The organism is Paenibacillus dendrobii, from assembly GCF_009807035.1.
Classification (GTDB): Bacteria; Bacillota; Bacilli; order Paenibacillales; family Paenibacillaceae; genus Paenibacillus_AQ; species Paenibacillus_AQ dendrobii.
Window position 1 is genome coordinate 2,317,966 of sequence record NZ_WUBI01000001.1, and the last position, 25,431, is coordinate 2,343,396.

Genomic DNA, 25,431 nt, shown 5'->3' on the forward strand with positions numbered 1-25,431 from the left:
ACGAGTGTCATTATATAAAATGAACTAAAGCTTCTTCTAGATTCCATCTGGAATACAGGCGAAGTGCTTTCCCTTTCTTTAGTTCAATTCATATAGGTATACAACTTTATTTTTGCAGTTCGCGAATATTGTTAAAGCTATCATCAAGCGTTTTAATGGTTAGGTCCACATCGTGATTCTTATCAAGAATCAAGGATGTGATGGCATCTGTAAACGCATTTGATAATTCTACACTTACAAAGTTGGGGGAGAACTGCGACCAGTCGAACGTTTTGCCCGTTTTCAAGTAGCTTGCATCCAATTCAACATATGTTGGATCGAAATCCGGTTTTAAGCCTTTGATTACAGAGATCCCTTTTTTGTTATCTTGAAATATTTTACCTACTTCCGGCGTTGAGAAAGTTTCGAGCAATTTCATTGCAGCTTCTTTGTTTTGCGATTTCGGGTTGACCACAATACCGCCGGTGGATTTCATGGCGAATTTGGCATCATCCGGATTTTCTGTGGAAGGGAAAGCGAATAAGCCGATGTTAGCATTTGGATTTTTGGACTTTGCTCCGTCTACTGTCCATGTTCCATTAATGACCATCGCGGCTTTGCCACTGCCGAGAAGCTCTTGCACTTTATCCCAGCTCGTGCCCATTGGATCGTCGTTCACATATGGAAGGCGCTGCACGAAGCGCTCTAATACTTCTTTAAAATGACCTTTATTATCCGCGAATGTTGCTTTACCCGCTTCAACATCTGCAATCCAGTTCGTGTCGGAATTCACGCCGGTTACGAGAAGATCCGGATTAATGTCCCAGTTAATCGTCCAGCTGTCTTTGAATCCTGCTGCAATCGGGATAATCCCTGCTTCCTTCAGCTTCTGACAATCAGCAAGAAACTCGCTGTACGTTGTGGGTACTTGTGTGATGCCCGCTTTGGCAAATGCGTCTTTGTTATAGGTAACACCGCCGCCATTCGTGTCGATAGGGAGCGCCCAAATTTTACCGTCAGTGGATTTAACGCCATTCAAATATTGCTCGCTAATATTGTTCAAGAAGGGTTGACCCGTCAAATCCGTCGCATAACCTGCGTCGATGATTTCTTGAAATCCAGGAATTTCATCGATCATATAAATGTCAGGTACATCATTGGCGGCTACTTTGGTGTTCAAGAAGGTCTTGTAATTGCCGCCATCTGTTGCTGTAACTTCGACGTTGACATTCGGATTGTTCTTTTTGAATTCTTGAATTCCAAGGTCAATCCATTTTCTTGCTCCCTCTTCGCCAAAATGATGTACCCAAGTCAGCGTAATGGGTTTGTCTGATGTTTTGTTTGATGCTGGAGTCGTTGAGCCCTCCGAATTTTTATTATCACCGGCAGACCCGCACCCTGTCATCACGCTTGCCAAAAGTGCAACTGCAGCAGTCAAGGTTAAAACTTTCTTCATACAAATACTCCCCCTTTTCTACTCTAGATTTCGATAGCGCTTTCATGCTCTATCTTCTCTTAGTCTATAGGGCCCTGCCGTTGAGATCATTGCATAAAAAAAACATTTATTATAAATAACTTCGTTTGGTTTCGAAATGAGATCCTTGCATGATAAAAAACTACGAGAAATTGGATTATTCCATGATCGTTTAGCTCTTCCTGTACTCGGAGACGGTAATTCCGGTCATTTCTTTAAATACTTTGCAGAAGTAGGATGTCTCTTGAAACCCTGTTTTTTCCCCTACTTCATACACTTTGAGATTGGTCTCCCTGAGGAGCTTCTTTGCTGCTTCGATCCGATATTGATTGATATATTCAACGATTCGTTTTCCGGTCTCGCTTCTAAACAACTTGGAGAGATAGTTCGGGCTTAAATTCAATACAATCGAAAGATCTGCGACCGAAATATCTTCGTTGTAATGCGCATGAATATAATCCCTAGCCATTTGGATATCTTTGCGATAGGATTGTCTAACATCCTTTTGCCCAAATATTTGACGACAACAGGATAAGAAGTATTCTCTAATTTCGCGAATCGGCTCTAAATTCTCCATCGAATCAAGCAATACATCATGCCAATGATTCATACTGTTCAACATCATTTTCCTCTCAGCCGCAATGACAGGCAGAAGTGCAAATATATCGAACAAAAGTCTCTTTACGTGCTTCATCTCCAATCGACTCGAATTGATCATGTCAAAAATATGTGTGACTTCTTCTTCAATCACGCTCATATCCTCGCTTTTAAACGCTAAGGAAAGTTGTACCATAAAGGACTGATGGATACCGGTCTCTTCCGAAGAATTCCCCCGATACTCCTGCGAGCTGAAAATCCTCTCTTGATCGTCATAGATTTTTTGAAATAAATTAGCTCCCGCCTGCTGATATAAGGAGGAAATATCGGATATATTCATGCTCATCTGACTCATACCTACCGATACGGAAAGCTGCAGACGCTTGGCGCTCAGAATGAAACTGCCTGCCAGTTCATGCGCAGCTTGAGCGACTCGGGATTCACTTTTTTCATTCGGAAAGCTTTGAATGACAACGACTTTTTGATCCGATAATGCAATCGGGTACGTGAATTCATTTTCTGAGGAGATATCGTCCAAAAATAGTATTCTCGCCTTACTTAACATTGAATCCGCTTCAACTTCTTCATACTTAATTGCGGTTATATGAAGAAGATGTACGATATAAGGGGGACGGCCCAATTTATCTTGGATATTAGACAGTGCTTGATTTGCCTTATGAGCTGGAATGCTCTCACCAAGAACAAGCTTTCGAAGGGAAAAGTTCGATAGGTATAAATCAGATGCTTGTGAGTTCGCTTTTGCAAGCTTTTCCCGGTCTTTTAAGATCTTGCTTTTTACTTGCTCCAGAGTATTGATCAAACCTTCGGTCTCAAGATCATGCTTTAATAGATAATCCTCCGCGCCTAATTTCATCGCTTCCTTAACAAACTGGAAATCATCAAAAGAACTCAGCGCGATAAACTTGATCTCCGGGTATAATTGCTTCGTCTGTTGAATCAAATCGAGACCGTTCATCTCCGGCATGCTGATATCTGTAATAACTAAATCATAATGACGCTCTTGAATATAATTGAATGCCTGCATACCATTGATTGCTTCGGTGGTCAGTTCAAATCCATAATCTTCCCACTGAATGATCGATTTGACAGCATATCGGTATATTGCGTTATCTTCAACGATCATGACCTGCAGCATAACTCTCCGCCTCCTCCAGTTTCGTAAGATAAGGGAGTTTAATGATTGCTTTCGTCCCTTGACCCAGTTCGCTCTCATAAAATAAACCATATCCCTTGCCAAAATAGAGTTGGATTCGATCGTTAACAGCACGCACTCCAATACTGCTCATTCCCGGGAACATCTTCTGATGACCGTCACGATTCAAAATATGTTCGATTTTTTGAGCATCCATCCCAATCCCGTTATCTTCCACGATCAAGTGGACGACTTCTTTTTCATGCCGGGCCCTGATTATGATCAATGCGTTACCTTTAGATAATTCAATTCCATGCAAAATCGCATTTTCCAAGAGTGGTTGTAAACTGAAATGAGGCACAAAACTGTCAAGTAATTCTTCATCAATATCGAATGTAACTCGCAGTTCATCACCATAGCCTGACTTTTGAATAAAAATGTAGTTGTTTAGCTCCATCATTTCATCAGACAACGTATGAAATTCACTCGTTCTTCGGACAGACGATTTTAATAGCTCGATCAGAGCACTCGTCATTTTTTCGATATCAGACTGATCTTTCATGCGGGCAAACCACTTGATTGTACCGAGCGTGTTGTAGAGAAAATGCGGATTGATCTGTGCGAGTAATACTTGAAATTGTGCCTGCTGTTTGGCAATGCGTTCTTTATATACCGAGTTGACCAGTTCGTTAATCCTGCCGACCATGAAATTAAATCGAACAGACAACATACCGACTTCGTCCCGGCCCATGATATCTGTTCTGACATTAAAATCCCCCTCCTCGACTTTGCGCATATTTCTTTCAAGGAGTTTAATGTTCTTGGTCGTCCTAGCGGAAAGGAACCAGGAGATTGCTACGGAAATGAGTATCGCAAGAGCACTTATAACAATTACGATCCACTGCAATAGCCGTGAATGATCCTTTAGAATCGTTAATGGAATGACACATATGACTCTCCAGCCAGAAGGATTCGTTTTTTCTTGCGTTATTAAGTAACTTTGACCGTTGATTTTACGGATGAATCCGTTAAGACTGCCGGATTGCGTTTGAATTTGATCAAAAAGCTCCTTCTGCTCAAGCAATTGAAGGCTGCTTTTGACCAGGACTTGCTGGTTCTGATTCAAGATCATCAAATTATCCGGACTAATAAACGAAATATCCGATTTTAAATTTCTGAAAAAATTCGGGTCCATATTAATCACCACTGTACCCAGATGTTCATTGACATGGCCCAGATTTATGAAGTACCTTGTCAAAGATACTTCTTCTTCTCCCCTGAATGAGGATGTCCACGCATATTCCCTTCCGCTCTGCTTGAGTCCGGTTTCTGCTTGATTTATGATTTTTGAAGCACTCCGTATATTAAGGTCATTTTTTACATAATGTTGATCTTCCCACCAATAGACTGTGCCTTTGTTGCTCTTAATCACAATGGAACGAATGTAACGGTTGTTACTTGCAAATTGGGAAAGCACGATATTTACGCGGCTCCAATACGCGGGAAAGTTGTCCTCGGTGACAAGCTCATCCTTTCCGGTCAAGAAGCTGCGCAATAACTGATCTGAGATCAAGTACACCGTTGAATTCATGAATTCTCTTGCACGGTATTCAATATTATCGGAGACCTGATGAACAATCTGTTCGGAAAGATCCTTCGTATTCGACTCAAGAAAATAGTTAGCCGTATACACGGAAGCGCTACCAATTACAGTTGAAATCAAAAATATGATGATCAAATTCGATATCAATATTTTTGATCTCAACCTTAAACCACCGATTTTTTGCATGATTCGCTTGGATACATTACTTCCCTCTATTTGGCTCAATAGATATCAACTCCTGCGTTGATAATTTTTAAAAAAAGACTGCCTCGCGGGCAGTCCGTCATTAAATCCGCCCTTATCCAAGCAATTTGGAAGCGCTTTCTACAACGACCAAATCCGACTCAATGACCGTCAGTTCGTTGACATCTTCTTTCCGGTTCAGTCTGTGTAGCATCTCAACCGACGCTTGACCTAATTCGCTGCATTTTAACGAAATCGCCGTTAGCTCAGGAATGCTGTTGGATGCAAATGGTATATCACCGTATGATTGAAATATCGCTAGAAGCCGGCTGATTTCTGGAACTTTCATTTTTTGAGTGTGGAAGCCAGGATAAGCAGGGCACGGCGAACCTGGACTGAATCAGCAGCTTCGCGCGTAATTCGTTCAAATGAAGAAATCAGAATAAGCTGCCGACATATAAGATCATAGACAGCCTATTACGCTTGCTCATCTTTCTTGACCCCTCTGCAGCTTTTCCTGACCACCAGTTCTGTCGGGATCGTTACTTGAAGGGATGCTTCTCTACCGCTTTTCAACCGATCTAACATCAGTTTAACTGCGGTCTTTCCCATTTCTTCAGAGAACACTCTTACCGTAGTCAATGGAGGATTAACGTATTGCGATAATTCAATGTCGTCGATGCTCACGATCGAAATCTCTTCCGGTACTTGAAGCCCTGATTCATCTATCGCCCGAAGCGCGCCGATAGCCATAGGATCGCACGCGATCAGAAACGCCGAAGGAATATCTCCCTGTTCAATGGCTCGTTTCATCAACCGGTATCCGGATTCCGTTCCCCAGCCTCCGATATGGAGATCCCGTTCCCGAAGCAAACCTTTTTCAGCCATCAAACGGCAAAATGCCCGCTGTCTTTCGTCTACGTATTGTTCTTTGGTGTCTTTTGAAAAAACATAGGTTGTACCGCCGATGTAACCGATTCTTTGGTGTCCCAATTCAAAAAGGTAATCCAATGCCTGTGTTGCTGCCTTCTCCAAATCAAACACGACCGCGTCACATCGTTCTGAGCTAATGCAATCTACGGTAACTACTTGCAGATTCGTGTCCTTGGAATTCAGAATAAACGATGGATTGACTTTGCCAATCGAAATCAAGCCATGCAAATCCGATAAATTCATATCTTGGCTTGTGCCTTCAACCCATCGGAACACTCTATGTATATCAATTCCACGCCGCAAGCACTCCCGTTCCACCCCAACCCGAATAGACAAATAATAAGGATCGGAATATTCAAGCTGCTCCGAACACCATATGAGAAGCCCCAGCTTATATTCAGTCGCTTCATCGGTTTTGCGTTTGCGTTCAGCTTTTTTCTTATAATTCAGTCTTTTGGCAACTTCAATGACTTTATTCTTCGTCTCTTCAGGTACATTAAAAGAAAGATCGTTATTGAGCACCCGGGATACGGTTGCACTTGATACTTCCGCTAATTCCGCAATATCCTTAATCGTTGCTATTTCGACCACACACTTTCTAAAGGTATACTCAGGTCGGTTCCCCTGCTACTTTAGTCCAGGACAAATCCTCCTAATACTCCATTATACCTCTTTCATTTCCATGTTGCGAATATAAATCACCAGTGAATATATCAAAAACCTGTTTAATCTAATATTACTAGATCAACAGGTTTTTATTCATATTGGATGAAAGATAAGGCTTCCGCAGCTCTCACGAATCATCAATTCGGTTTCCACCATAACATGCAGTGCATAGTTTCTACCCAGCAGCCGGTCGACCATCAACTTTACGCCGGTACTTCCCATCTCTTCCGTATAGACCTTCACTGTCGTGAGCGGAGGATTGACATATTTGGACACGTCTATTCCATCAATGCTTGCTATTGCTACTTGTTCCGGTACTTTAATCTCAGACTCATGCAGAGCCCGCAACGCACCGATCGCCAATAAGTCACTGGCTACGAAGAACGCTCTTGGCAGATTTCCATTTTTGATGGCCACACTCATTAGCTTGTAACCATCCTCCACTCCCCAGCTTCCGACGAACATGTCTTCTAGCTTGAACTTTCCCTGTTCTTCCAACATCCTTTTATACATTTGCTGTCGTTCGTCTTCGTAATAATTTATCCCTTCCAACGTCCTGATATAACTATTCCCTCCGATGTACCCAATACGATCATACCCGAAGTGCAGCAGGTGCTCCATCGTCTTTCGTGCTGCGACGGCGGCATCAAACTGGACGGAATCATGTTCAACAGAGGAACAGTGGTCTACAAAAACAATGGGCATATCCGGTCGTTTGGAATGGAAGATGCACTCCACCTTTCCGACAACGATCAGCCCATCTATTTCAGAATCTTCAATTGTAGAGCTGTCTTCATCGCTCCAACGGTATATCCGCTTTATAGTCAAACCTTGATTGTCGCATTCCTTTTCAATTCCTTGCCGAATGGACATATAAAAAGGATCGGTAAGCTCAAACTGCTCGGAGCACCAAAACAACACCCCGACATTCCATTTTCTTCCCTCGTCAAGCTCGTTTTTCTTTTTACCTGGTTTATGACGGTAATTCAATGATCTAGCAACCTCAATAACGGTTCTTCTCGTTTCTTCCGATACGCTAAAGGAGTAATCACTGCTTAATACCCGGGAAACCGTGGAACTCGATACCTTAGCTATTTTTGCGATTTCTTTCAGGGTGGCGATAGGAATCACACGCTTTCCTTAGGGATATTCACAATCCCCACAACTATTTTTTGTCCAGGCTCCACATGCAGGCGAATTGAGCTTATGCTACCGTAATGGCGATCCTGCGTTGTCGTCGCCTCACGTTCTACACCGTCAACGAACAGCGTACTCCTTTCGCCCGGAAAACGGGCTTCCCAAACGAATGCATCACCAGAAACGTTCTCCAAAGCGCTTTGCCGGTTATTTAGATGCGATAGATTGATCTCGTTATTCCATACGGGGATGTTCATCCCGCTGCACCACTGGATGGGATCTAATCGCGGTAAAGTCGCCAATACTCTGTTCGCTGCATCGGGCACAATTCCCATCATTCCTGTAAATAACGAAGAAATGATGCTGTATGACACCTCAGGATATGACCGTCTGGAGGTACGCGGGGATGAGAGTTCCAGCAGCGCCGAGTATGCCGTTTCTTCCAAACCGTGATTGTAGTAGATTTCCGCTAAATAGGAACGTTCTTCTACGTTGTTGCCTCCATGCTTGACGACATCCCGCAAGGCAGCATCCATGTGCAGATCCTTCTCGACCAGCCCGAAATAGAGCGGCAAAAAATGGGCGGTGGCATAATAATCCGAATATGGCGAATGATCCTGCATGATTGCTCCATAAAAACGCCCTGCCTGCTCATTCCACCAGGTATCATTATAGAGGCGGCTGATGTTCGAGGCTTTGGCTGCAAATTCTGCTGCAAGTTCTTTGTGGCCGCGAAGGAGCTGTATCGTTGAATAAGCGCGATACCCCGCGTACAGAGCAGCTACAAGATCCCCACCTACTAACGGATGGAGCCCGTCCTCCACATACGAAGCGATGCCACGACGCCCGTAAGAGGCGTAATGTTCCGGCACACCATCGCCGTCTTTATCCCAACGTTCCACGTAGTCGTTGACCGAACGATCATAGAACTGATTCATTTCAGGATGTTCAATGTAATCCGTTTCTCCCGACCACTGATATTGTCGCAGACAGCAATCGATTAAATCAAAATTGGCAGGCAAATTATACCAAAAATCTTTGTCGTTATCATAATCAACAGAGGCAGGCAGCCCCTCCTTCGTGATTTCCCAATAAGTGCACCAATCTTTGCCTTGACTAATATGTCTTGCAAATTGCCGCAGCATGTTCTTGTTATGTTCCTGCAGCCCCAGCAGATGCGCTCCCGTGCTCTGATGCGCAACATCACGCATGCAGAATGCATCCCTGCCGGGCAAAGCAGCTTCATACCACGGTCCCGCAGGACCGTCGATATGGGCATAGGACAATGCCTGACGCTTAGCCCAATTGAAGGCCTGATTCAGTTCGGAGCTTGACGATTCGAAAGCGATACGGCCGATTCGCTGCGTATTCAATCAATTCACTCCCTTTTGGATCATGGCCAAACCAGCACCTGGAATCCGAATGCTGTGTATTCCTGAATGAAGGCTCATCTCGAACCGGTCGATCCGGCGGCCTTGGACATCGAAAACTTCCACTTGGGTCGTTCCCAAATCTTCGCAAATCTCCAGTACCAACCGCTCATGGTAGGTACCGTTCACAACATACAGCCTTTCAGGAACATGATTTCCGACCTGTATAACCATGTCATCGTATGCGCATAAAATCCGTTTCTCCATCGTTTCTGCACAGACCATGGCATAGAGCGAGTCCGGTTTGCCGGGTTTCAAGTCGCCGTCAATCAAGGCATCGCGGTGCTCCTGCCAAAAAGACAGCCAGAAGGATGCCATGTCCAAATGTCCTGCCGGAAGCTGATCCAGCTTGACTGAGATTTGCGGCACCGAGAACAACACGTTAATCAGCTGCAGCGCGGCGCTTTCCACGGGCTCATTGGGATTCCACATGATCATATCCGAATGGACCGCCGTTTTGCCGCTAAGCAGTCTGACATCGATCGTACGGATTCGATTCTCGACCGCGTCGTTCGGGCAGTCGGTAGCCCGGAGCATGTTCCCGTATTTTTTCATTAACGGTCCGATATAGTTCTGCCGAAATTCAATCATGATATCCGGTTTCATAGACCTTAGTCTTGTCATGACATCGCTCATCAACCGGTCAACGGCTTCCGGCACAGAAGCAAAGTCCATTTCCGGGTCGACTTTGTTCCGTGTCTCTTCCGTCGCGGAAAAGCTGTCTATGAAATCCAGCTTAAACCCGTCCAAATCCCATTCTTGCACAGCCTTTTCGTAGAGCCCGATGGTGTATTCGCGGACATCTGGGTATCTGGGATCAAGCACGCCGGTCCCAAGTTGTTCAAATACAGCCAGGAGCTTATCCTTAAATCGATGCCACACCTCGCTTTTCATTCCAACAAACGGCACCGAGTACCATAACATGTATTTCAAGCCAAGTTCGTGCACACGTTCGACATGCGCCCGCATATCCGGAATTTTATCTTCACACACAGACCAATCCCCGCAATAAGCGTATCCCCTTGAATTATCGGCCGTCTGCCATCCATCGTCGACAATGACCATTCCGCATCCGAGCTCTTGAGCAAGCCGGCACTGCCGTTCAATCTCCTCCGGATTTAGCTGTTGATGGAAGCTGTACCATGTAGAGTAAACCGGAAGCTTGGCGGCTTCAGGCACATATGATGGTTCATACCCCGGAAGGGATGCCCACCACTGCTGTACTTCATTAAGACTCTCATAATAAGGAAGCTCCCTTGCATCCAAGCGTAAAACTGCTTCGTATGTCTGAAAAGGAGCCGTCGGCTCAGTGAACAGCTTCACCGAGCATCGGAAAACCGATGTCTCCTCATGTATGCCCGCGAGCATTCCGACCGCATTCATAGCATCCGAATAAGCGAACGTCAACCGATTCAGCCCCATCGTATTGAACAGGCATCCCACGGGAGCGGAGTAGGTCGCCTTGGCAACCAGTGCCCGCTCCCAATCCACATGAAGACGACGATTCCGGTAAGCCGCCGGATGCCAATAGCCATGAACGTCAACGGCAGGAATATGCCAAACGATTTCTACGGGCGAAGGCCGCTTCCCGGCATCCGCCTCTATTCGGATATGCAGCAGTTCGACGCCCTCGGCAGCTGCCTGAGAAGACAATATCACGCGAAACGAATCGTCTTCGGAATAAACCGTAAAAAGATATTTTCCAATCGATAAACTATGTTCTTTCATTATGTTGTTGTTCACCCTGGCATCCTCCATATTCCTGTTGATCTTTCTCTTACCTTATCTCAGCCTTTTACCGCACCCAGCGTAATACCGCCCACAAAGTACTTTTGCATGAACGGATATACGCAAGCGATCGGCAGCGTAACGACCATCGTCACGGCCGCCCGTAGGGTATTGCTTGATATATTGCGATATTTCGAATACGCCGCCTGTGCATCCTGAATTTGCTGGAGCGCCTCGACCTCTAGCAGCAGTTTGCGAAGATACGTTTGCAGCGTATCCCATTTCCCGTTTGAGTTGTACAATATGACGTCAAACCACGAATTCCAGTGGCCCACCGAGCTGAATACGGCAATCGCAGCGAATACCGGCATCGAAATGGGAATCACGACGCTGACGTAAATACGCAGTTCCGATGCCCCGTCGATTCTCGCGGATTCGAACAGCGAATCAGGGAGACCTTGCATATATGACGCCATAAGAAGCATGTAGTAAGCGTTAAGAAGTCCAGGAATCCAGTAGACATTAAATGTGTTGGTGAGACCGAGTTGGACCATCAGCAAATAGGTAGGGATTAAACCTCCTCCGAAATACATCGTAATAAGAAACAGAATACGGAGAAACTTCCTTCCCGAGAAGTTGCGGATCGTGACGACATAGGCAAGGAGCCCTGTCATGAAGACGCAAGTAACTGTTCCGACGACAACCCGCAGGATCGATACCCATAGCCCGGAGAAAAGCCGGTCATTTTTCAGCAGAAACGTATAGGAATCGAGTGAGAAAACGCGCGGAAAGAAATAGATTCCGCCTCTTGCCGCATCCACGCCGTCATTCAAGGAAATTGCCAGTAAATTGATAAACGGATACAGCATCACAAACATGAACACAATCATAAATACAATGTTGATCGCATCAAAAATACGACTGCCTATACTAGGCTTAATTCCTGTTGTCTCCAATGTTGATCGCCCCCTATAGAATCGAGGTATCCAACGCTTTTTTGCTGATGCGGTTTGCGGCCAGCACAAGCAGCAGCGAGATGATACCCTTCAAAAATCCGATTGCCGCACCGTACGAATAGTTACCAAGCTGTATACCGTATTTATAGGCATACGTATCGATAACTTCATAGTACTCTCTTGTTTGCGAGTTGCCGATCAGCAGCTGCTGCTCGAAGCCCGCATTTAGAATCCCGCCAATGCCGAGAATAAACAGCAAGACAATCGTTGGGCGAATGCTAGGCAGGATAATATGCCATACCATACCGAACCGTCCCAGTCCATCCACTTTTCCGGCATCGTAAAGTTCGGAATCCACCCCCGCTATCGCGGATAAATATATAATGGTGGCCCAACCTACATCCTTCCACACGTTGGTGGTCGTAAGCACGCCCCAAAAGTATTTTCCTTCGCCAAGGAATGAAATCGGTTTATCGATAAAACCCAACCGCAGCAGTATATCATTCATAAAGCCTTCATTGCCGAGCGTCGCAAACAAAATACTAGCCACGACAACCCATGAAATGAAATGCGGCAAATAGGAAACCGTCTGAACAAACCGTTTAAAGATTCTTCCCCGCAATTCGTTGAGCAGGAGCGCCAAGATAATGGGGGCCGTAAAGCCAAACACAATGCCGAGTCCGCTAATCGCCAGCGTATTACGGATTACATGCCAAAAATCCGGTGAATGGAAAAATGTTTTAAAATGCAAAAAACCGACCCAGTCGCTACTGAACATTGGCTTTCCGGGAATGTAATTCATGAAGGCGATGATGATCCCGTACATGGGTATGTAACAAAAAACAAGCACCCATAGAATCATCGGGATACTAATCAGCCACAATTGCCGCTCCTTGTAAACGGTCCGCTTGATATGATCGAATCGTGATTTCGGTTGAGTCGATGTGCTGCTCACGATTTCAGTGTTCACCCTTCCACCCGCTTTCCCAATCGGAGTAAAATTCATTAACGGGAGGAAGATGAATCTTTCCTCCCGCTCCTTCCGCGTTGCTACTTCCAATTCTTCATACGATCTTTGTACACGTCGGATCTGTATTTCTCGATGTCATGCAGCCCTGCGCGATTCAGCTTATCCTTCAGTACATTAAAGTTGTTTGTCATCTCATCTTCGGTCTTGCTCATGACGGTCTTGGCCCACAACGTCTCTAACTGGTCGTCGATTTGCTGCTGCGTAATCAACAGCGGATCGTTTGCAGGAATCGTAATTGAGCCTAACGAGTTATCGTAGATCGTGTCCTTCAGGTTGTCGTTCATTACTTTTTTCCACTTGGCTTCATTGTTGAAATTTTGGTCAAACCAGAGAGTGCTTTTGCCATCATCTTTCATCGTTCCTTGACCTTCTACCAGCATCAGGTATGTCTGTCCCAAAGTATCGGATTTATCGTAGTTCCACGTTGCATTGATGATGGCCTGCTTAGCTTCCTCTACCCAGCTCCACTTGCCGTTTTCGAACTTCCAAACGGAATCAGGCTGGTTCGGGGCACCCCATCCCATTAGACGAGTTCCCATATCCGTAATCGAGAAATTCATCCATTTCACGATATCCTCCGGATGTTTAGCCTTATCCGTAATAATCGTGAACGTACCGCCGCGCGCATTTTTAGGAGACAAATACGATTTTTCCACTCCGGCTGCCTTTAAAGCCACTTGCACGTAGCGCTGGTCTTCCTTCCAATCTTTGTTTGTCTTCTGCCAGACTTCATGACCAGCATTCCAAGACTGCCACCACGGCCCAATGTGACCCATAATACGTTCTGACGAAAATTTGGCTTTCCACTCATCGAATTTGTTCACGAACGTGTCCGGATCAAGCAAACCATCACGATATATTTGATTCATGAATTTGGTAAGCTCGAGTCCTTCCTCTGTATTGACCCAATGCGTCATATCGCCTTCCGGACTGACCTTATAGCCATTTTGGAGTCCCCACATGCCGGCAAGCGTCGGCACCATATTGGTCGTAACGGGTGCTATCCCTGAAAGCGCATACGTTTTTTCGCCTTTTGCGTTCTTCGGATGCGCAGCCTGCATTTGCTTCAAAATGTCGTAATATTGCTCCGGCGTCTCAAAACTTGGTGATCCCATGGCAACATACCAATCGTTACGGATATGAGCCGAGTTATCTGGAATCGGCAGAAGTCCCCAATACTTCGGCAGCATATAGAGCTTGCCATCTTGACTTGGATACGATTTGTACCATGTCTCCAGCTGAGACTTGATGTTTGCTCCAGATTGATCCACATATTGCCCGATCTCAACTGCCTTGCCCTGGTTAACCCACTGCTGCGCCTGGGACTCATTTAGACCCGTAATGACTTCGGGATAATCGCCGCTTGCGAGCATGAGATTCAATTTTTCTTTTTGATCCACATCGTAGACGATATTGTGCAGTTTTACGTTGAATTTTTCGAGAATGTACTTCTGAAGCTCCGCCTGATATTTGTTGACCTTATCTGGATTGTCTTGTCCGGAATAGAAGTTGATCTCGATCGTTTTATCAGGCATTTCCCAACCGAACTCATTCACTTTCTTTTCGGATATCTGGCTCGAATCACTTTGCGTTTTGTCTCCGCCCGCTTCCTGCTCCGGTTTTGATCCGCCGCCGCATCCGGCAAGCGCTGTGAATGAGAAAACAACGGTAACTAACAACATCAAGGATTTTTTCACAAATTGACCTCCCTCAATTTGAATCCGCTTACAAATCAGTGCTCAAAACAAGAATCATTGCGTATCTTATGCGCTGTGCAGCCATCCCCCCTGCTTGGGATATTGTTAAATTTCAATAAATTTACTAAATTAACAATAGATAACCTCAATATATTTAGTAAATATATTGAGGTTATCTTATCATCCTTATGTTGGATAATCAAGATCATTTATGAATAAATTCAAAAGAAATCATCATGGCGCTGACCAATGGATTGAACCCCGATCGCAGCAGTTCATAAATGCGCCTCCACATGTTCATGTCTAAGGATCCTACCGCGCCGATGCTCCAAGAAGCTGGCAGCTATCCAATAATTACATACCGTCAATAAGCAAAGCGCTGAGGACAATGTAAATACCCAGTGTCCTGGCATTCGTTCATATACCACTCCCCCGGCTAGTGGTCCCAGCATGCGTCCGAATGTGGAAGCGGCAGCACATATCCCTAGCATTTTACCTTTAAGGCCATCGCCCGACTCGTCAACCAGCCACACGGGAACGGCCGGAAAAACCAGTACCTCTCCGCAGGTTAACACGACCATGGCAGCAGCAAAATGTGAGAAGTCTTCAGCAAAACCTACCATCCCCAAACCTGCCGACAAAAAAATGGTGCCAATAATGATTTGCGTAACAGGTCTAAGCCGGTATCGTCCAACAAGCCATATTTTAAGCGGGTGTGAGGCCAAAATAAGCGCACCGTTCAATGTCCATAACAAGCTGTAATGCGAAAAGGAGACTCCCTTTGCCAATGAGTGAACAGGCACAATTGCCGCCCATTGAGAGTAGCACAACCATGAAACGGAAAACCCCATGCAAATGGCCGTAATGGCAAAAAACCACCTCAGGCTGCCCTTTCTCACAGGTAAAACATTCGGTAAATTGCTCCCGTCATCCCGAACCGTATACGCTCGTCGTTCTCGGATCAGAACCATAAATAACAGCAAGAAAACGACGTATAATAACGCATTGAAAAAAAACACGCCTTTCATCGATAGACTGGCAATAGCTCCGCCGAGAGCTGCGCCGAACGCCATTCCAACATTTTGCGAAACAAACATGCCATTTACCGCCTGCTGCTCCTTCCCTGGACTCCCCGCTACGGCAATGGCATTTAGCATAGGCTGAATGATCCCGTTTAAAAGCCCAAGCATCGTGAGCAACACAGAGTAGCTGAGCACATCATGAACAATACCGATTGCCGCTACAACGCCGGCCGAACTTAATGCAGACACTATAATGAAAACCCTGCCTCCCCAGCGATCGAAGAGGATACCTCCAACAACATTCCCAACAAAAGCAGCCCCGTTGTTCAACAGCAGCACAAGCCCCACAGCAGTCAAACTTTGCCCGAGCTCCTGCTGCATATAGATCGTATTGATCGGCCAAACCAACGTTAAACCAGTCGATAAGACGATGGAACAAAGGGACAATCTTCCTAACAAGCCCAGCTTTCGCATATAAACTTCAACATCTCCACTTTTTTACTAAATCATTTATTTTATTTTACTAAATAATATCATATTGTTTTTTTGATTAAAAGGAATTTTATCGGTCCAAACAAACAACCGCTTCCCGGTAGGACACCGGGAAACGGCTATTCCTTCATGATATCTTTTATACAACAGCAATCAATATTGCAGCTGATCTTGTTTATTGCAGCCTTGCATCGGACCAATCTGCATGGTCACTGTTGATGCCGTCGCCAGCGTCAGTTACCGTCAGCACCAGTTCGTTAACGCCGGCAACGCTGACGTCAATCGCTTGGGCTGCGCTGGCATTGTTCATGACGCCGCTGTCGAATATTTTGCTGCCGTCCGCCCACACCTGGAACACAACGGTTGAATTCGCACCAACCTCATCATCCACCCCTACTTCCGAGCGGAATCTAGTATAATGCCCATTCAGATCGTATGCTATGCTGCTTGACGCATGCGTTCCGATGCCTTTGTCGTAAGTTTTTCCTTGTAGCGTTAGCGTATTTCCGTTCACGCTTTTATCCTTGTGCACCGTTCCCCACCCCGTTGTCGCCGACTTCCAGGCCATATCGCTCAAATAGGCGGGAATCTGCTGAGCCTCGTGGGTGGTGACATTCACGATGTTACTGGACGTGGATACGTTGCCGACTGCATCTTTCGCTTTGACGGAAAAGGTATAGGCCGTACCGGCGGAGAGCCCTCCAGCATGAAAGCTTGTTGTCGTTGCAGTACCTGCTAAAGTCGTTCCATTGTATATCCAATACTCCACGACACCTACATTGTCGCTCGACGCTGTCCAGCTTAGATCTACACCGTTTTCCGTGATATTGCTGGCAGCAAGATTTGCAGGTGCCGTTGGCGCCTGTGTATCGGGTTCGCTTCGCAATAACTGGGCGTCAGCCCAATCCGCATGGTCGCTGTTGATTCCGTCGCCAGCGTCGGTTACTCTCAGCACCAGCTCATTGACTCCGGATACGCTAACGTCAATCGCTTGGGCTGCACTGGCATTGTTCATGACGCCGCTGTCGAATAGTTTGCTGCCGTCCGCCCATACCTGGAACACGACGGTAGAACTCGTTCCAACCTCTTGATCCACTCCGACGTCCGAACGAAATCTAGCGTATTGTCCGTTCAGATTGTATATAATACTGCTTGCCGCATGCGTTCCGATGCCTTTGGCATAGCTTTTCCCCTTAAGAGTCAGTGTATTTCCGCCCACGCTTTTATCCTTTTGCACCGTTCCCCAGCCTGCATCGGCTGATACCCATTTCAGGTCGCTTACATAAACCTCAGGCGTAATCGGCGTCGATACGTTCACCTCATTGCTGGCGGCGGATACATTGCCGGCGGCATCCTTGGCTTTGACCGTAAAGGTGTAAGACTCCCCTCCTGCAGCAAGACCCGTTACCGTATAGGAGGTGGACTTGGTGCTCCCGATCACCGTTGAGCCGCTATAAATATCATACCCAGCGACTCCCACATTATCTTCTGATGCGGTCCAGCTCAGCTGAACGGTCGTTGGGGATACTTGGCTTGCCGTCAAATTCGTTGGGGCCGTTGGAGCGATGTAATCGATGGTTTCAGCACCAACATGGCAAGACTCCCCGCTGTTGACCACGACATCAACGTAAGAAATTTCTTGACCATACAGCGTTTTGGTTTTCGCAGCGATTGGACTGCCATTCACATTCAGCAATGAGTATTTACCGTAGAATTGTGCCTCCCATGTGATAGCTTCCCCTGAATTGTTGGTGAGCGTAGAATTTGTTAATCCGTTATGTTTAATCTTCAGGTCGTTTGATCCTATCTTTACATGGTTAACCTCCGCCCACGGCACCTCATCGGTCAGGCGGGATATCGTGGACACCTTACTGGCAGGGGCATTCGGCTGTAAGCCCATCATGCCGACAATCGCATTGCTTAACGCGGTAAAGGAAACCTCGGGATAAGTATTCTTCTCTTTTAATATTTTGCTCAACCAGTACCAGCCTTCCGCAGACCGGTTATAGTTGTAATACATTTCAGGCAAATATGTCGTCGCTTCAACATTCAAGTCGTCGTCGTTCGCACGGATGTAATCCAGAAAGGCATGGGTTCTTGGTCCAAAATCGCCCAGCCCTTTCAGAGGAATGAACATGCTGGCCTCATGGCCCCAGTCGCTTTTAAAGCCACCGTTCGCATCAAAACCGCGGATATAATGTCCCGTGGAAGGATCATACCAATGTGCCTCATAATAGTCTTTCAAACGCTGCGCCCTGTTTTTCCAGAGTGTGCTGCCTGCCGAATCACCCTTGGCTTTTAAAATTTCCGCATAAGCCAGCAACGATTGGTATTCCAAGGCAAGCGAATCTCCGGCAGAGACAAAATGGTCCGTAATGAATTCATAATATGTTGGCGTATATTCCCCCGGTTTCATTTTGACTACAGGCTGTTCTATCGACGGATTGGCGTCGTTCCAGACAACGCCATGATCGGCAAGGAACGGTCCAACCGTTGAATCGTAATATGCAGATAAAGTCGGATCGTTAATCCAACGGGAATCCCCCGTCCAAAGGTACTGCTGGTAAGATTTGTGCATGATGTCAAAGGGTGACGGCAATTCCCTGAATCCCGTTCCATCCATGTAGTACATAAGCCCATAGGAGCTGTGAGCCCAAAGCGGCCAGCCGTTCTGGCCCGGCAGCGTCGACGAACCGGCGAAGGTTTTCATCATACTAAAGGTTTCATCATCCAGCCCCAAGAGATGTCCCCCGTCGGATTGATGGGAAATATCGCGGTTGTAAAAACTTTCACGATTCTCATAGGCGCCCCAATAACCGGGAACGGTCGAGGTGTGCGTGGAGTCAGAAAGCCGCCACCATTCCGACTCATGACCTATCATCGGATTGCCTGGATAGAACGTGAGTCCAAGCGCCCGATTTTTAGCCCAGTCAAAACCATCGTTAAGCGCTGCATTGGGAGAGTCGATCGTCAGCGAGCTCGCAGGAGGACCTTGGTAGGTTTGAACGGTCAGACGGTCAACACGCGCAGCTTCGTTGGTGGAGACAGCCGTTAACTTCAGAACGTCTCCGGGCTTCAGCGTCACCTTGCTGGTCGTATGATTATCGATGTCTCTCGGATCCATATAATCCGTACCGTATCTTTGCGACGAGCCCCACTGGTCAACCGTGATGCCATTAACGGCGATGGTATAACTGACTCCATTTTGAACCTGGCCGACGTAACGTGTAATGATATCATAAATACCGGACGTACCGTTGAAGACCGAGCTGGCGGTACTTGTATTCCCCAAAGTTCCTTGAACAAACTTCATAGTTTCGATCGGCTGATGATTGACATAGTTCATATAGGTCCAGGTATCCGTCGTGAAGTTTGTTAATGCCATATCTTCAGCTTCATAAACATACGTTCCCGTTGCTCCAGACACAGCAGCATGCGTTCCTGAGGCTTCTGATACTGCCGTATTAAAAGCATAGTTTCCGGCGATTAATGTCACGATGAACAAAATGAACGAAATCCGACGCATAAGCTTCAGCTCCTTTTTCAGATGAACCGCTTTTTAGTATCAACCCGTTTGCCGTTTCTCGGTTTGCCTCCATTCTTTAAGCTCATAACGCTGACCTGACGAAAAACCCTTATTCTCCTCCTATCCTCGTTTATTCATCGCAAATAAAACATTAAACCAATATTTTAAAGCGCTTTCAACGGTTATTCTAATGGATGCTATTTTCCAATTAAATACACAAAATTGACTTTCGAAGGTGGATATTTCTGACAATGGATTCCTGCCAATATACGCCGAATAACGCTGTCCATGAGAACAACGTTTTTCGGGCTGTAAGGTCAGTTCCGTCCTGTTTATAGATCTAGCGACAATGATGCTATGATGCTATACTTGCAGGCAATGAGATTCTGGGTTTCACGGCGGTTCTAAAGTAGCTTTCAGCCTCTACGTTGCTTCCGAAAACGCACTCAGATTGCCGATCTCATGTGGCAGCAGGAATTCCAGATGGAATCTAGAAGAAGCAAGGTTAAACTTTAGTTCATTTTATACAGCCTGATTAATGCACTGTCATAGTCTCCCGTTAGCTCCAATAGAATACCACGTGACATCCAGGCTTGCCCACTGCGCACCTCACCGGTTTCAACGTTCCGATACCTTGTGAATGGTTCCAATCCGCGCGGTCTGACTGGGAGAGCGGGATGTCCGAAATGCTGCGCATGCCTGAACACGAACACAGCCGCTTCCTGCCCATCCCTCCCCACATACTGCATCGATGTCAGATCTGATTGCTCAGGTGGGGACAACCGGTAGCAAAGTCCTTCCTGAACTATAGGACGTATTTGCTTATATTGAGCGACGTAACCTGCGGCTTCCTCCATTTCCTGAGGGCTCAGCTGATTCAAATCCATGCCAATTCCCAGCGTTCCCATCATCGCAGAGTGGAAACGGAACTTTAATGGGATACGGCGGCCATTCATGTAATTGACCGTTTCGGTTACCCAACATACCATCGATTTGCTGTTATAGGCATGCGAATAGCCCCATTGTATGCGCAGGCGATCCAACGCATCGGTATTGTCGCTAGTCCAGAATTGGTCCGCAAATCGCATGATCCCCATATCCACTCGGCCCCCGCCTCCGGCGCATGACTCAAACTGTACATGAGGATGCTTGTCCTGAAGCCGCTGCCAAATGTCATATAGCGCATGGACATGCCGAACCCATATTTCGCGATCGCGGCCGGCTTCGGCGGACGGCCAACCCGGTTCGCTAAAGTAGCGGTTCATATCCCACTTGATAAACGAAATTTCATGGGTAGACAGCAATTCTTCGACGGCCTGATAAACAAAGGTCCGAACGTCATCCCTTGCTAAGTTCAGGACAAGTTGATTTCTGCCCTCCGTGCGCGGGCGATCCGGAAAATGGTAGACCCAGTCCGGATGAAGCCTGTACAGATCGCTATCCGGATTTACCATCTCAGGCTCAATCCAGATACCGAAATCCATGCCAAGGGATTTGACATAATCGATGAGCGGCGTAAGTCCATTAGGAAATTTGGTCTTGTTCACATACCAATCGCCAAGTCCTGCGTTATCATCGTTCCGTTTACCGAACCAGCCGTCATCCACGACGAAACGCTCCACGCCCAGCTTCGCGGCTTTTTCCGCAAGCTGCTTCTGGTTTTCTTCGTTGACGTCGAAATACGTCGCCTCCCAGGAGTTGTACAGAATCTTGCGCAGCTCACCGCCATTGCGCAGAACATATTTTTGCTGATATCCATGCAGCTTCCGGCTTGCATCACCAAACCCTCCTGCAGTATACCCGCCTACACACACAGGGGTGTTGAACGCTTCGCCTGGTTGAAGCAGCCAGCGAAAATCAAAATCGTGGATGCCCGCCGCCAGCTGCAGTGTTTGATAGGGAGTTCGTTCGGCGACCATTTTCCAGTGACCGCTAAACGCAAGCCCTCCGAAATACACAAGACCGGATTCTTCCGCAGCTTCACCGAAATCCACGGCAAAAAACGGATTGTTATTATGGCCCGTAATGCCTCTGCGGGCTTCGATGACTTTTTTGCCCTCGTGAAGCACTTCCCTCCGAAGCTGTGTTTCTGCTCCCCAATGCCCGGTCAGATAAGTAAGGCGATAAGAAGGATATACGGGAAAATGCCAGATGGCGCTCATTACTTGTTCAATACAGACGGGGCCATCCCCTTTGTTGTTCACTGCCAGAGAACGCTCAATCAAATCAAACTCGTCAAATAGACGGTAACTGGCCGTAACTTGCAAAGATTTCAAACCATCCAATAAATCGATTTGAAGCATATTATTTTCAATATGGGCTCCCGTAAATTGAAGGACAAGATCCCGCGTTCGGTCCGCGAATTCCACCTTCAAGCCCGGTTCCGCGAAGTTTCGTCTGCCCCACGGCATGGTTTCTTCCCTACTGTTACCATCATCCGTCTCCCAAATCCAGGTTTGCCGGCTGTCTGCTTCAGGATAATCCTCAGACAGGGCCAGCTTCTCGCCCCAGTACAAATGCTGAAGCGCTCCATTTTTGTCAACACCGATGACGTAATCCACATGATGGGTACGCAAAACCCAGGCTTTTCGTTCAGGTATGCTGATAATCGGCATATTCCTTTCCTCCTTATAACATTGAATCAGCCTTTCACTGCTCCTGCCGTCATGCCCGAGATGATATATTTCTGTCCCAGCACATATACCACTAGAATCGGAACCAGGTTAATCAGCATCGCGGCTGACACAAGATTCCATGAGCTGATATATTGGCTGAAGTAATTGTACATGGTCATGATCATTCCCCATTTGCCGGAAGAATTCAAAAAGTAAAGGGGAAGCACAAAATCATTCCAACAATTTAAGAAGTTAATGATAAGCGCCGTAACCGAAACAGGCTTCATCAGCGGGAAAATGATTCTGAAAAACAAGCCTCCACCGCCGCTGCCGTCAATAACTGCCGATTCATCAAGTTCTTTGGGGATTCCGCTTACAAAACCATAAAAGAGGAATACCGTAAAAGGAATAAACGTTGCTGAATACAGAAGAATGATGCCGGTAAACGTATTGATGATATGAAGCATTTGGAGCACTTTCATCGTTGTAATATAGTTCATCGGCACAATCAGACCGATCAGGAACAAAATATAAATATACCGGTTTAATCTCGTTCGATTTCTGGTCATCACGAAAGCAGCCATCGACGAAGTGATGATTGTAATCACGGATGTCAAGGAGGAGATCAGCAGGCTATTCCAGAAAGAACGCAGTATGTTTCCATCCTTGAACACGGTCACAAAATTATCAAAGTGAAATGAAGTCGGCAGCTTTAAGCTCATTGAGGCCGATTCGGTCACATTTTTCACAGAATTAAGAAGCAGCATGGCAACCGGAATTAATATAATCAGACTTAGTATCCACATGCAGATTTCCTTGGTGACGTTGATCATCGTATGTTTTCTTGTCATCCTTCTTTCACCTCAGATCTCGTGAATATCTTCACCATACCGATTGAAATGATGATGAGGAATACAAACAATATGACGCTCAGCGCCGTGGCATATCCATAGGTTCCAAGTCCGAATTGGTTAAACACCGTTAAATTGACAACTTCGGACGCCCTGCCTGGGCCGCCATTCGTTAATGCAAAAATGACATCAAACACTTTCAGTCCTGAGATAACATTCAAAAGCATATTGATGGTAATCGAAGGGAGAAGGAACGGAATCGTGATTTTTATTAATTTGTTCCAATAGTTCGCTCCGTCAATCCCGGCCGCTTCGTGCATTTCCTTAGGGACCATCTGCAATCCCGCGAGAAAAATGACCATATTAAAGCCGGCCGCTTTCCAAATCTCCACCCCCATGCCAGACCATATGGCAAGCTTCGGATCAGCGATCCATGCTTGGCTAAATGCTCCCAAACCAACCACATCCAAGAAACCATTTAATATGCCGGTATCCGGGTTATAAATTTGCTGGAAGATAAGTCCAACGATCAAATTCGATATAATCACAGGCATGAAAAAAATAGTTCTTAAGAAGTTCTTCGATTTAATGCCTTCGTTCAGCATCAGAGCAAGTCCCAAACCGATGACCGCCTTAAATATCGACGTGACGAGCGCAAACATCAGCGTGTTGTATATTGACGTGAAATTGGATTTATCCGCAAATACATCCCTAAAATTGTCGAGCCCAATAAACTTTACCTGATCACTCATCGCATTCCAGTTTGTAAGCGAATAGTAAAAGCCCATCAGATTAGGGACAAGAAATAAGGCGAAAAACAATAAAAAGGCAGGTAACACAAATTTCCATGAGTAGAGTTTTGAAGTATACATGTTGGAACCCTCCAGTACAATTGCCTACCAACTGTAATACTAGATGATGCCCGGTTATAAAAGCCGGGCATCGTCATTTTTTTCTTTATCGATTATTTCCCTGTAGCACTAAACAATTTTGCTCTGTCTCTATCGATCGATTCCAGAACCTGCTTAGGCGACAAGCCTCCGAGCATCATATCCTGGATGTACTTTCCTACGACCGTATTATCCCAGTAGAGAACCCCGTATTCCATATCCATACCATCTCCGCCAGGTGCGTTTTCAACCAGTGATTTACCTGATTCGGTAGGTTTTGCCTCCACATCTGTAAAAGAAGGCGCTGTTTGGATGTCAGGACGGGCTTCATAATATTTTTTCAGATTCTCAGGACGAGCCAAGAAATCGAAAAATGCCTTTACGCTATCCAGATTTTTGGAATCCTTATAAGCGACGCGCATATTGCCGCCTGCAGAATGCGAGAATACATTATTGTCTGCAAGAGGAATAGGGTACATTTTCCAATCATTTGCATTTGAATCCGGAAATTTACCGGCTATTTCATTTTGATACGAAGTATACCCCAGGAATGTAGCCGCTTGCTCTTTCCCCATCGCTTCGTATCCCGAATCCCATGTATTGGAAATCGGATTTTTGCCAAAGTACCCTTTGTCATACATTTCTTTGAACTGAGTTAAGGAAGTTTCAAATTCCTTGACATCCGTGAACTTGATCTGATTCGAATTCAGTTTATCGTATAATCCCGGGTTGTTTTTTTCGGCAACCGCGCCCATTTGTGAGAGCCAGATTCCCCAATGCCAAGCTTCCTTACCCACTTCATAAATTGGCGTGATATTGTTAGCCTTCAAAGTATCCATTGATTGTGTAAATTCATCGAATGTTTTAGGTACTGTCAAATGATATTTGTCGAATATTTTTGTATTATAAAGCATTCCCCAGCCATCGACTGACCATGTCATGAAACCCATGACCTTACCGTCTATGGTGCTTCCTGCTTTGGCATAAGGAACATAACGAGACACCCATTTTTCATTTGACAAATCGGCGAAATATTTCTCCGGCAGAAACTTTTGCGCGCCCACACCTGCACTAACCATGAATATATCCGGAGCTTCCCCCGATGCAAGCTTTGTTTTTAATACATTGGCATACTGGTCATCCGGGATCACCTGCATGTCAACTTTAATCCCGGTTTCTTTCGTAAATGCTTCGTTCAGTTCCGAGTCAATTTTGGAACCCTTGTTCAACCAGTTTTGCGAACCTACAAAAGTAATGGTAACATCTTTCTTCGTAGTTCCTTGTTCTTTGATATCTCCTCCGGTTGACTGATCCTTTGCCCCGGAGCATCCCACCAATCCTGAAATGCCAAACAGCGCAACGAGAGCTACTGTTAATGATTTAAGCGGTTTCATATGATGCATTTACAAACCTCCCTTTTTTCATTATTGTGTTTGTGTACGGTACGTTCTTATTATTAATCATGGATG

16 protein-coding genes are annotated in these 25,431 nt (G+C 45.9%); all 16 read right to left on the reverse strand.

What is annotated here, in order from left to right; all coding sequences use genetic code 11:
• Positions 1-106 precede the first annotated feature (106 nt).
• Positions 107-1,435 carry an ABC transporter substrate-binding protein gene (locus GRF59_RS10095; protein WP_160497441.1) on the reverse strand — a complete coding sequence of 443 codons (1,329 nt, stop codon included), beginning with the start codon at positions 1,433-1,435 and terminating at the stop codon, positions 107-109.
• A gap of 190 nt (positions 1,436-1,625) precedes the next feature.
• Positions 1,626-3,206, reverse strand: a complete 1,581-nt coding sequence (locus tag GRF59_RS10100; protein WP_160497442.1) for a response regulator transcription factor — start codon at positions 3,204-3,206, stop codon at positions 1,626-1,628.
• Positions 3,184-4,635: a sensor histidine kinase gene (locus tag GRF59_RS29730; protein ID WP_341480039.1), complete on the reverse strand. Its 1,452-nt coding sequence runs from the start codon at positions 4,633-4,635 to the stop codon at positions 3,184-3,186. The genes GRF59_RS10100 and GRF59_RS29730 overlap by 23 nt, the downstream gene beginning before the upstream one ends.
• 831 nt (positions 4,636-5,466) lie before the next feature.
• Positions 5,467-6,513: a LacI family DNA-binding transcriptional regulator gene (locus GRF59_RS10115; protein ID WP_341480040.1), complete on the reverse strand. Its 1,047-nt coding sequence runs from the start codon at positions 6,511-6,513 to the stop codon at positions 5,467-5,469.
• 168 nt (positions 6,514-6,681) lie between these two features.
• The gene (locus tag GRF59_RS10120; protein WP_341480041.1) at positions 6,682-7,719 is read right to left on the reverse strand and encodes a LacI family DNA-binding transcriptional regulator; all 1,038 of its coding nucleotides are present in this window, start codon (positions 7,717-7,719) and stop codon (positions 6,682-6,684) included.
• A complete protein-coding gene (locus GRF59_RS10125) occupies positions 7,716-9,098 on the reverse strand; it encodes an alpha-L-rhamnosidase-related protein (protein ID WP_160497445.1) in 1,383 nt (460 codons plus the stop codon). Before GRF59_RS10125 ends, GRF59_RS10120 begins: the two co-directional genes overlap by 4 nt.
• On the reverse strand, positions 9,099-10,898 hold the full coding sequence (locus GRF59_RS10130) for an alpha-galactosidase (protein WP_160497446.1): 1,800 nt from the start codon (positions 10,896-10,898) through the stop codon (positions 9,099-9,101).
• Between the two features lie 44 nt (positions 10,899-10,942).
• Positions 10,943-11,839: a carbohydrate ABC transporter permease gene (locus tag GRF59_RS10135; RefSeq protein WP_237391704.1), complete on the reverse strand. Its 897-nt coding sequence runs from the start codon at positions 11,837-11,839 to the stop codon at positions 10,943-10,945.
• A gap of 13 nt (positions 11,840-11,852) precedes the next feature.
• Entirely contained in the window at positions 11,853-12,845 is a 993-nt protein-coding gene (locus GRF59_RS10140) for an ABC transporter permease (RefSeq protein WP_202128529.1), read from the reverse strand.
• A gap of 44 nt (positions 12,846-12,889) precedes the next feature.
• Positions 12,890-14,566 carry a type 2 periplasmic-binding domain-containing protein gene (locus tag GRF59_RS10145; protein WP_160497447.1) on the reverse strand — a complete coding sequence of 559 codons (1,677 nt, stop codon included), beginning with the start codon at positions 14,564-14,566 and terminating at the stop codon, positions 12,890-12,892.
• Positions 14,567-14,841: 275 nt separating this feature from the next.
• Entirely contained in the window at positions 14,842-16,062 is a 1,221-nt protein-coding gene (locus GRF59_RS10150) for an MFS transporter (RefSeq protein WP_160497448.1), read from the reverse strand.
• 193 nt (positions 16,063-16,255) lie between these two features.
• Positions 16,256-19,606, reverse strand: coding sequence for an NPCBM/NEW2 domain-containing protein (locus tag GRF59_RS29740; RefSeq protein ID WP_160497449.1), 3,351 nt, complete (start codon positions 19,604-19,606; stop codon positions 16,256-16,258).
• A 512-nt stretch (positions 19,607-20,118) separates the two neighbouring features.
• Positions 20,119-22,221 (reverse strand): alpha-galactosidase, encoded by a 2,103-nt coding sequence (locus GRF59_RS10160; protein WP_160497450.1) that lies wholly within the window; start codon positions 22,219-22,221, stop codon positions 20,119-20,121.
• 26 nt (positions 22,222-22,247) lie between these two features.
• Positions 22,248-23,072 carry a carbohydrate ABC transporter permease gene (locus GRF59_RS10165; protein WP_160497451.1) on the reverse strand — a complete coding sequence of 275 codons (825 nt, stop codon included), beginning with the start codon at positions 23,070-23,072 and terminating at the stop codon, positions 22,248-22,250.
• Positions 23,069-23,944 carry a carbohydrate ABC transporter permease gene (locus GRF59_RS10170; protein WP_160497452.1) on the reverse strand — a complete coding sequence of 292 codons (876 nt, stop codon included), beginning with the start codon at positions 23,942-23,944 and terminating at the stop codon, positions 23,069-23,071. Before GRF59_RS10170 ends, GRF59_RS10165 begins: the two co-directional genes overlap by 4 nt.
• 92 nt (positions 23,945-24,036) lie before the next feature.
• Positions 24,037-25,365: an ABC transporter substrate-binding protein gene (locus GRF59_RS10175; protein ID WP_160497453.1), complete on the reverse strand. Its 1,329-nt coding sequence runs from the start codon at positions 25,363-25,365 to the stop codon at positions 24,037-24,039.
• Between the last annotated feature and the right edge of the window lie 66 nt (positions 25,366-25,431).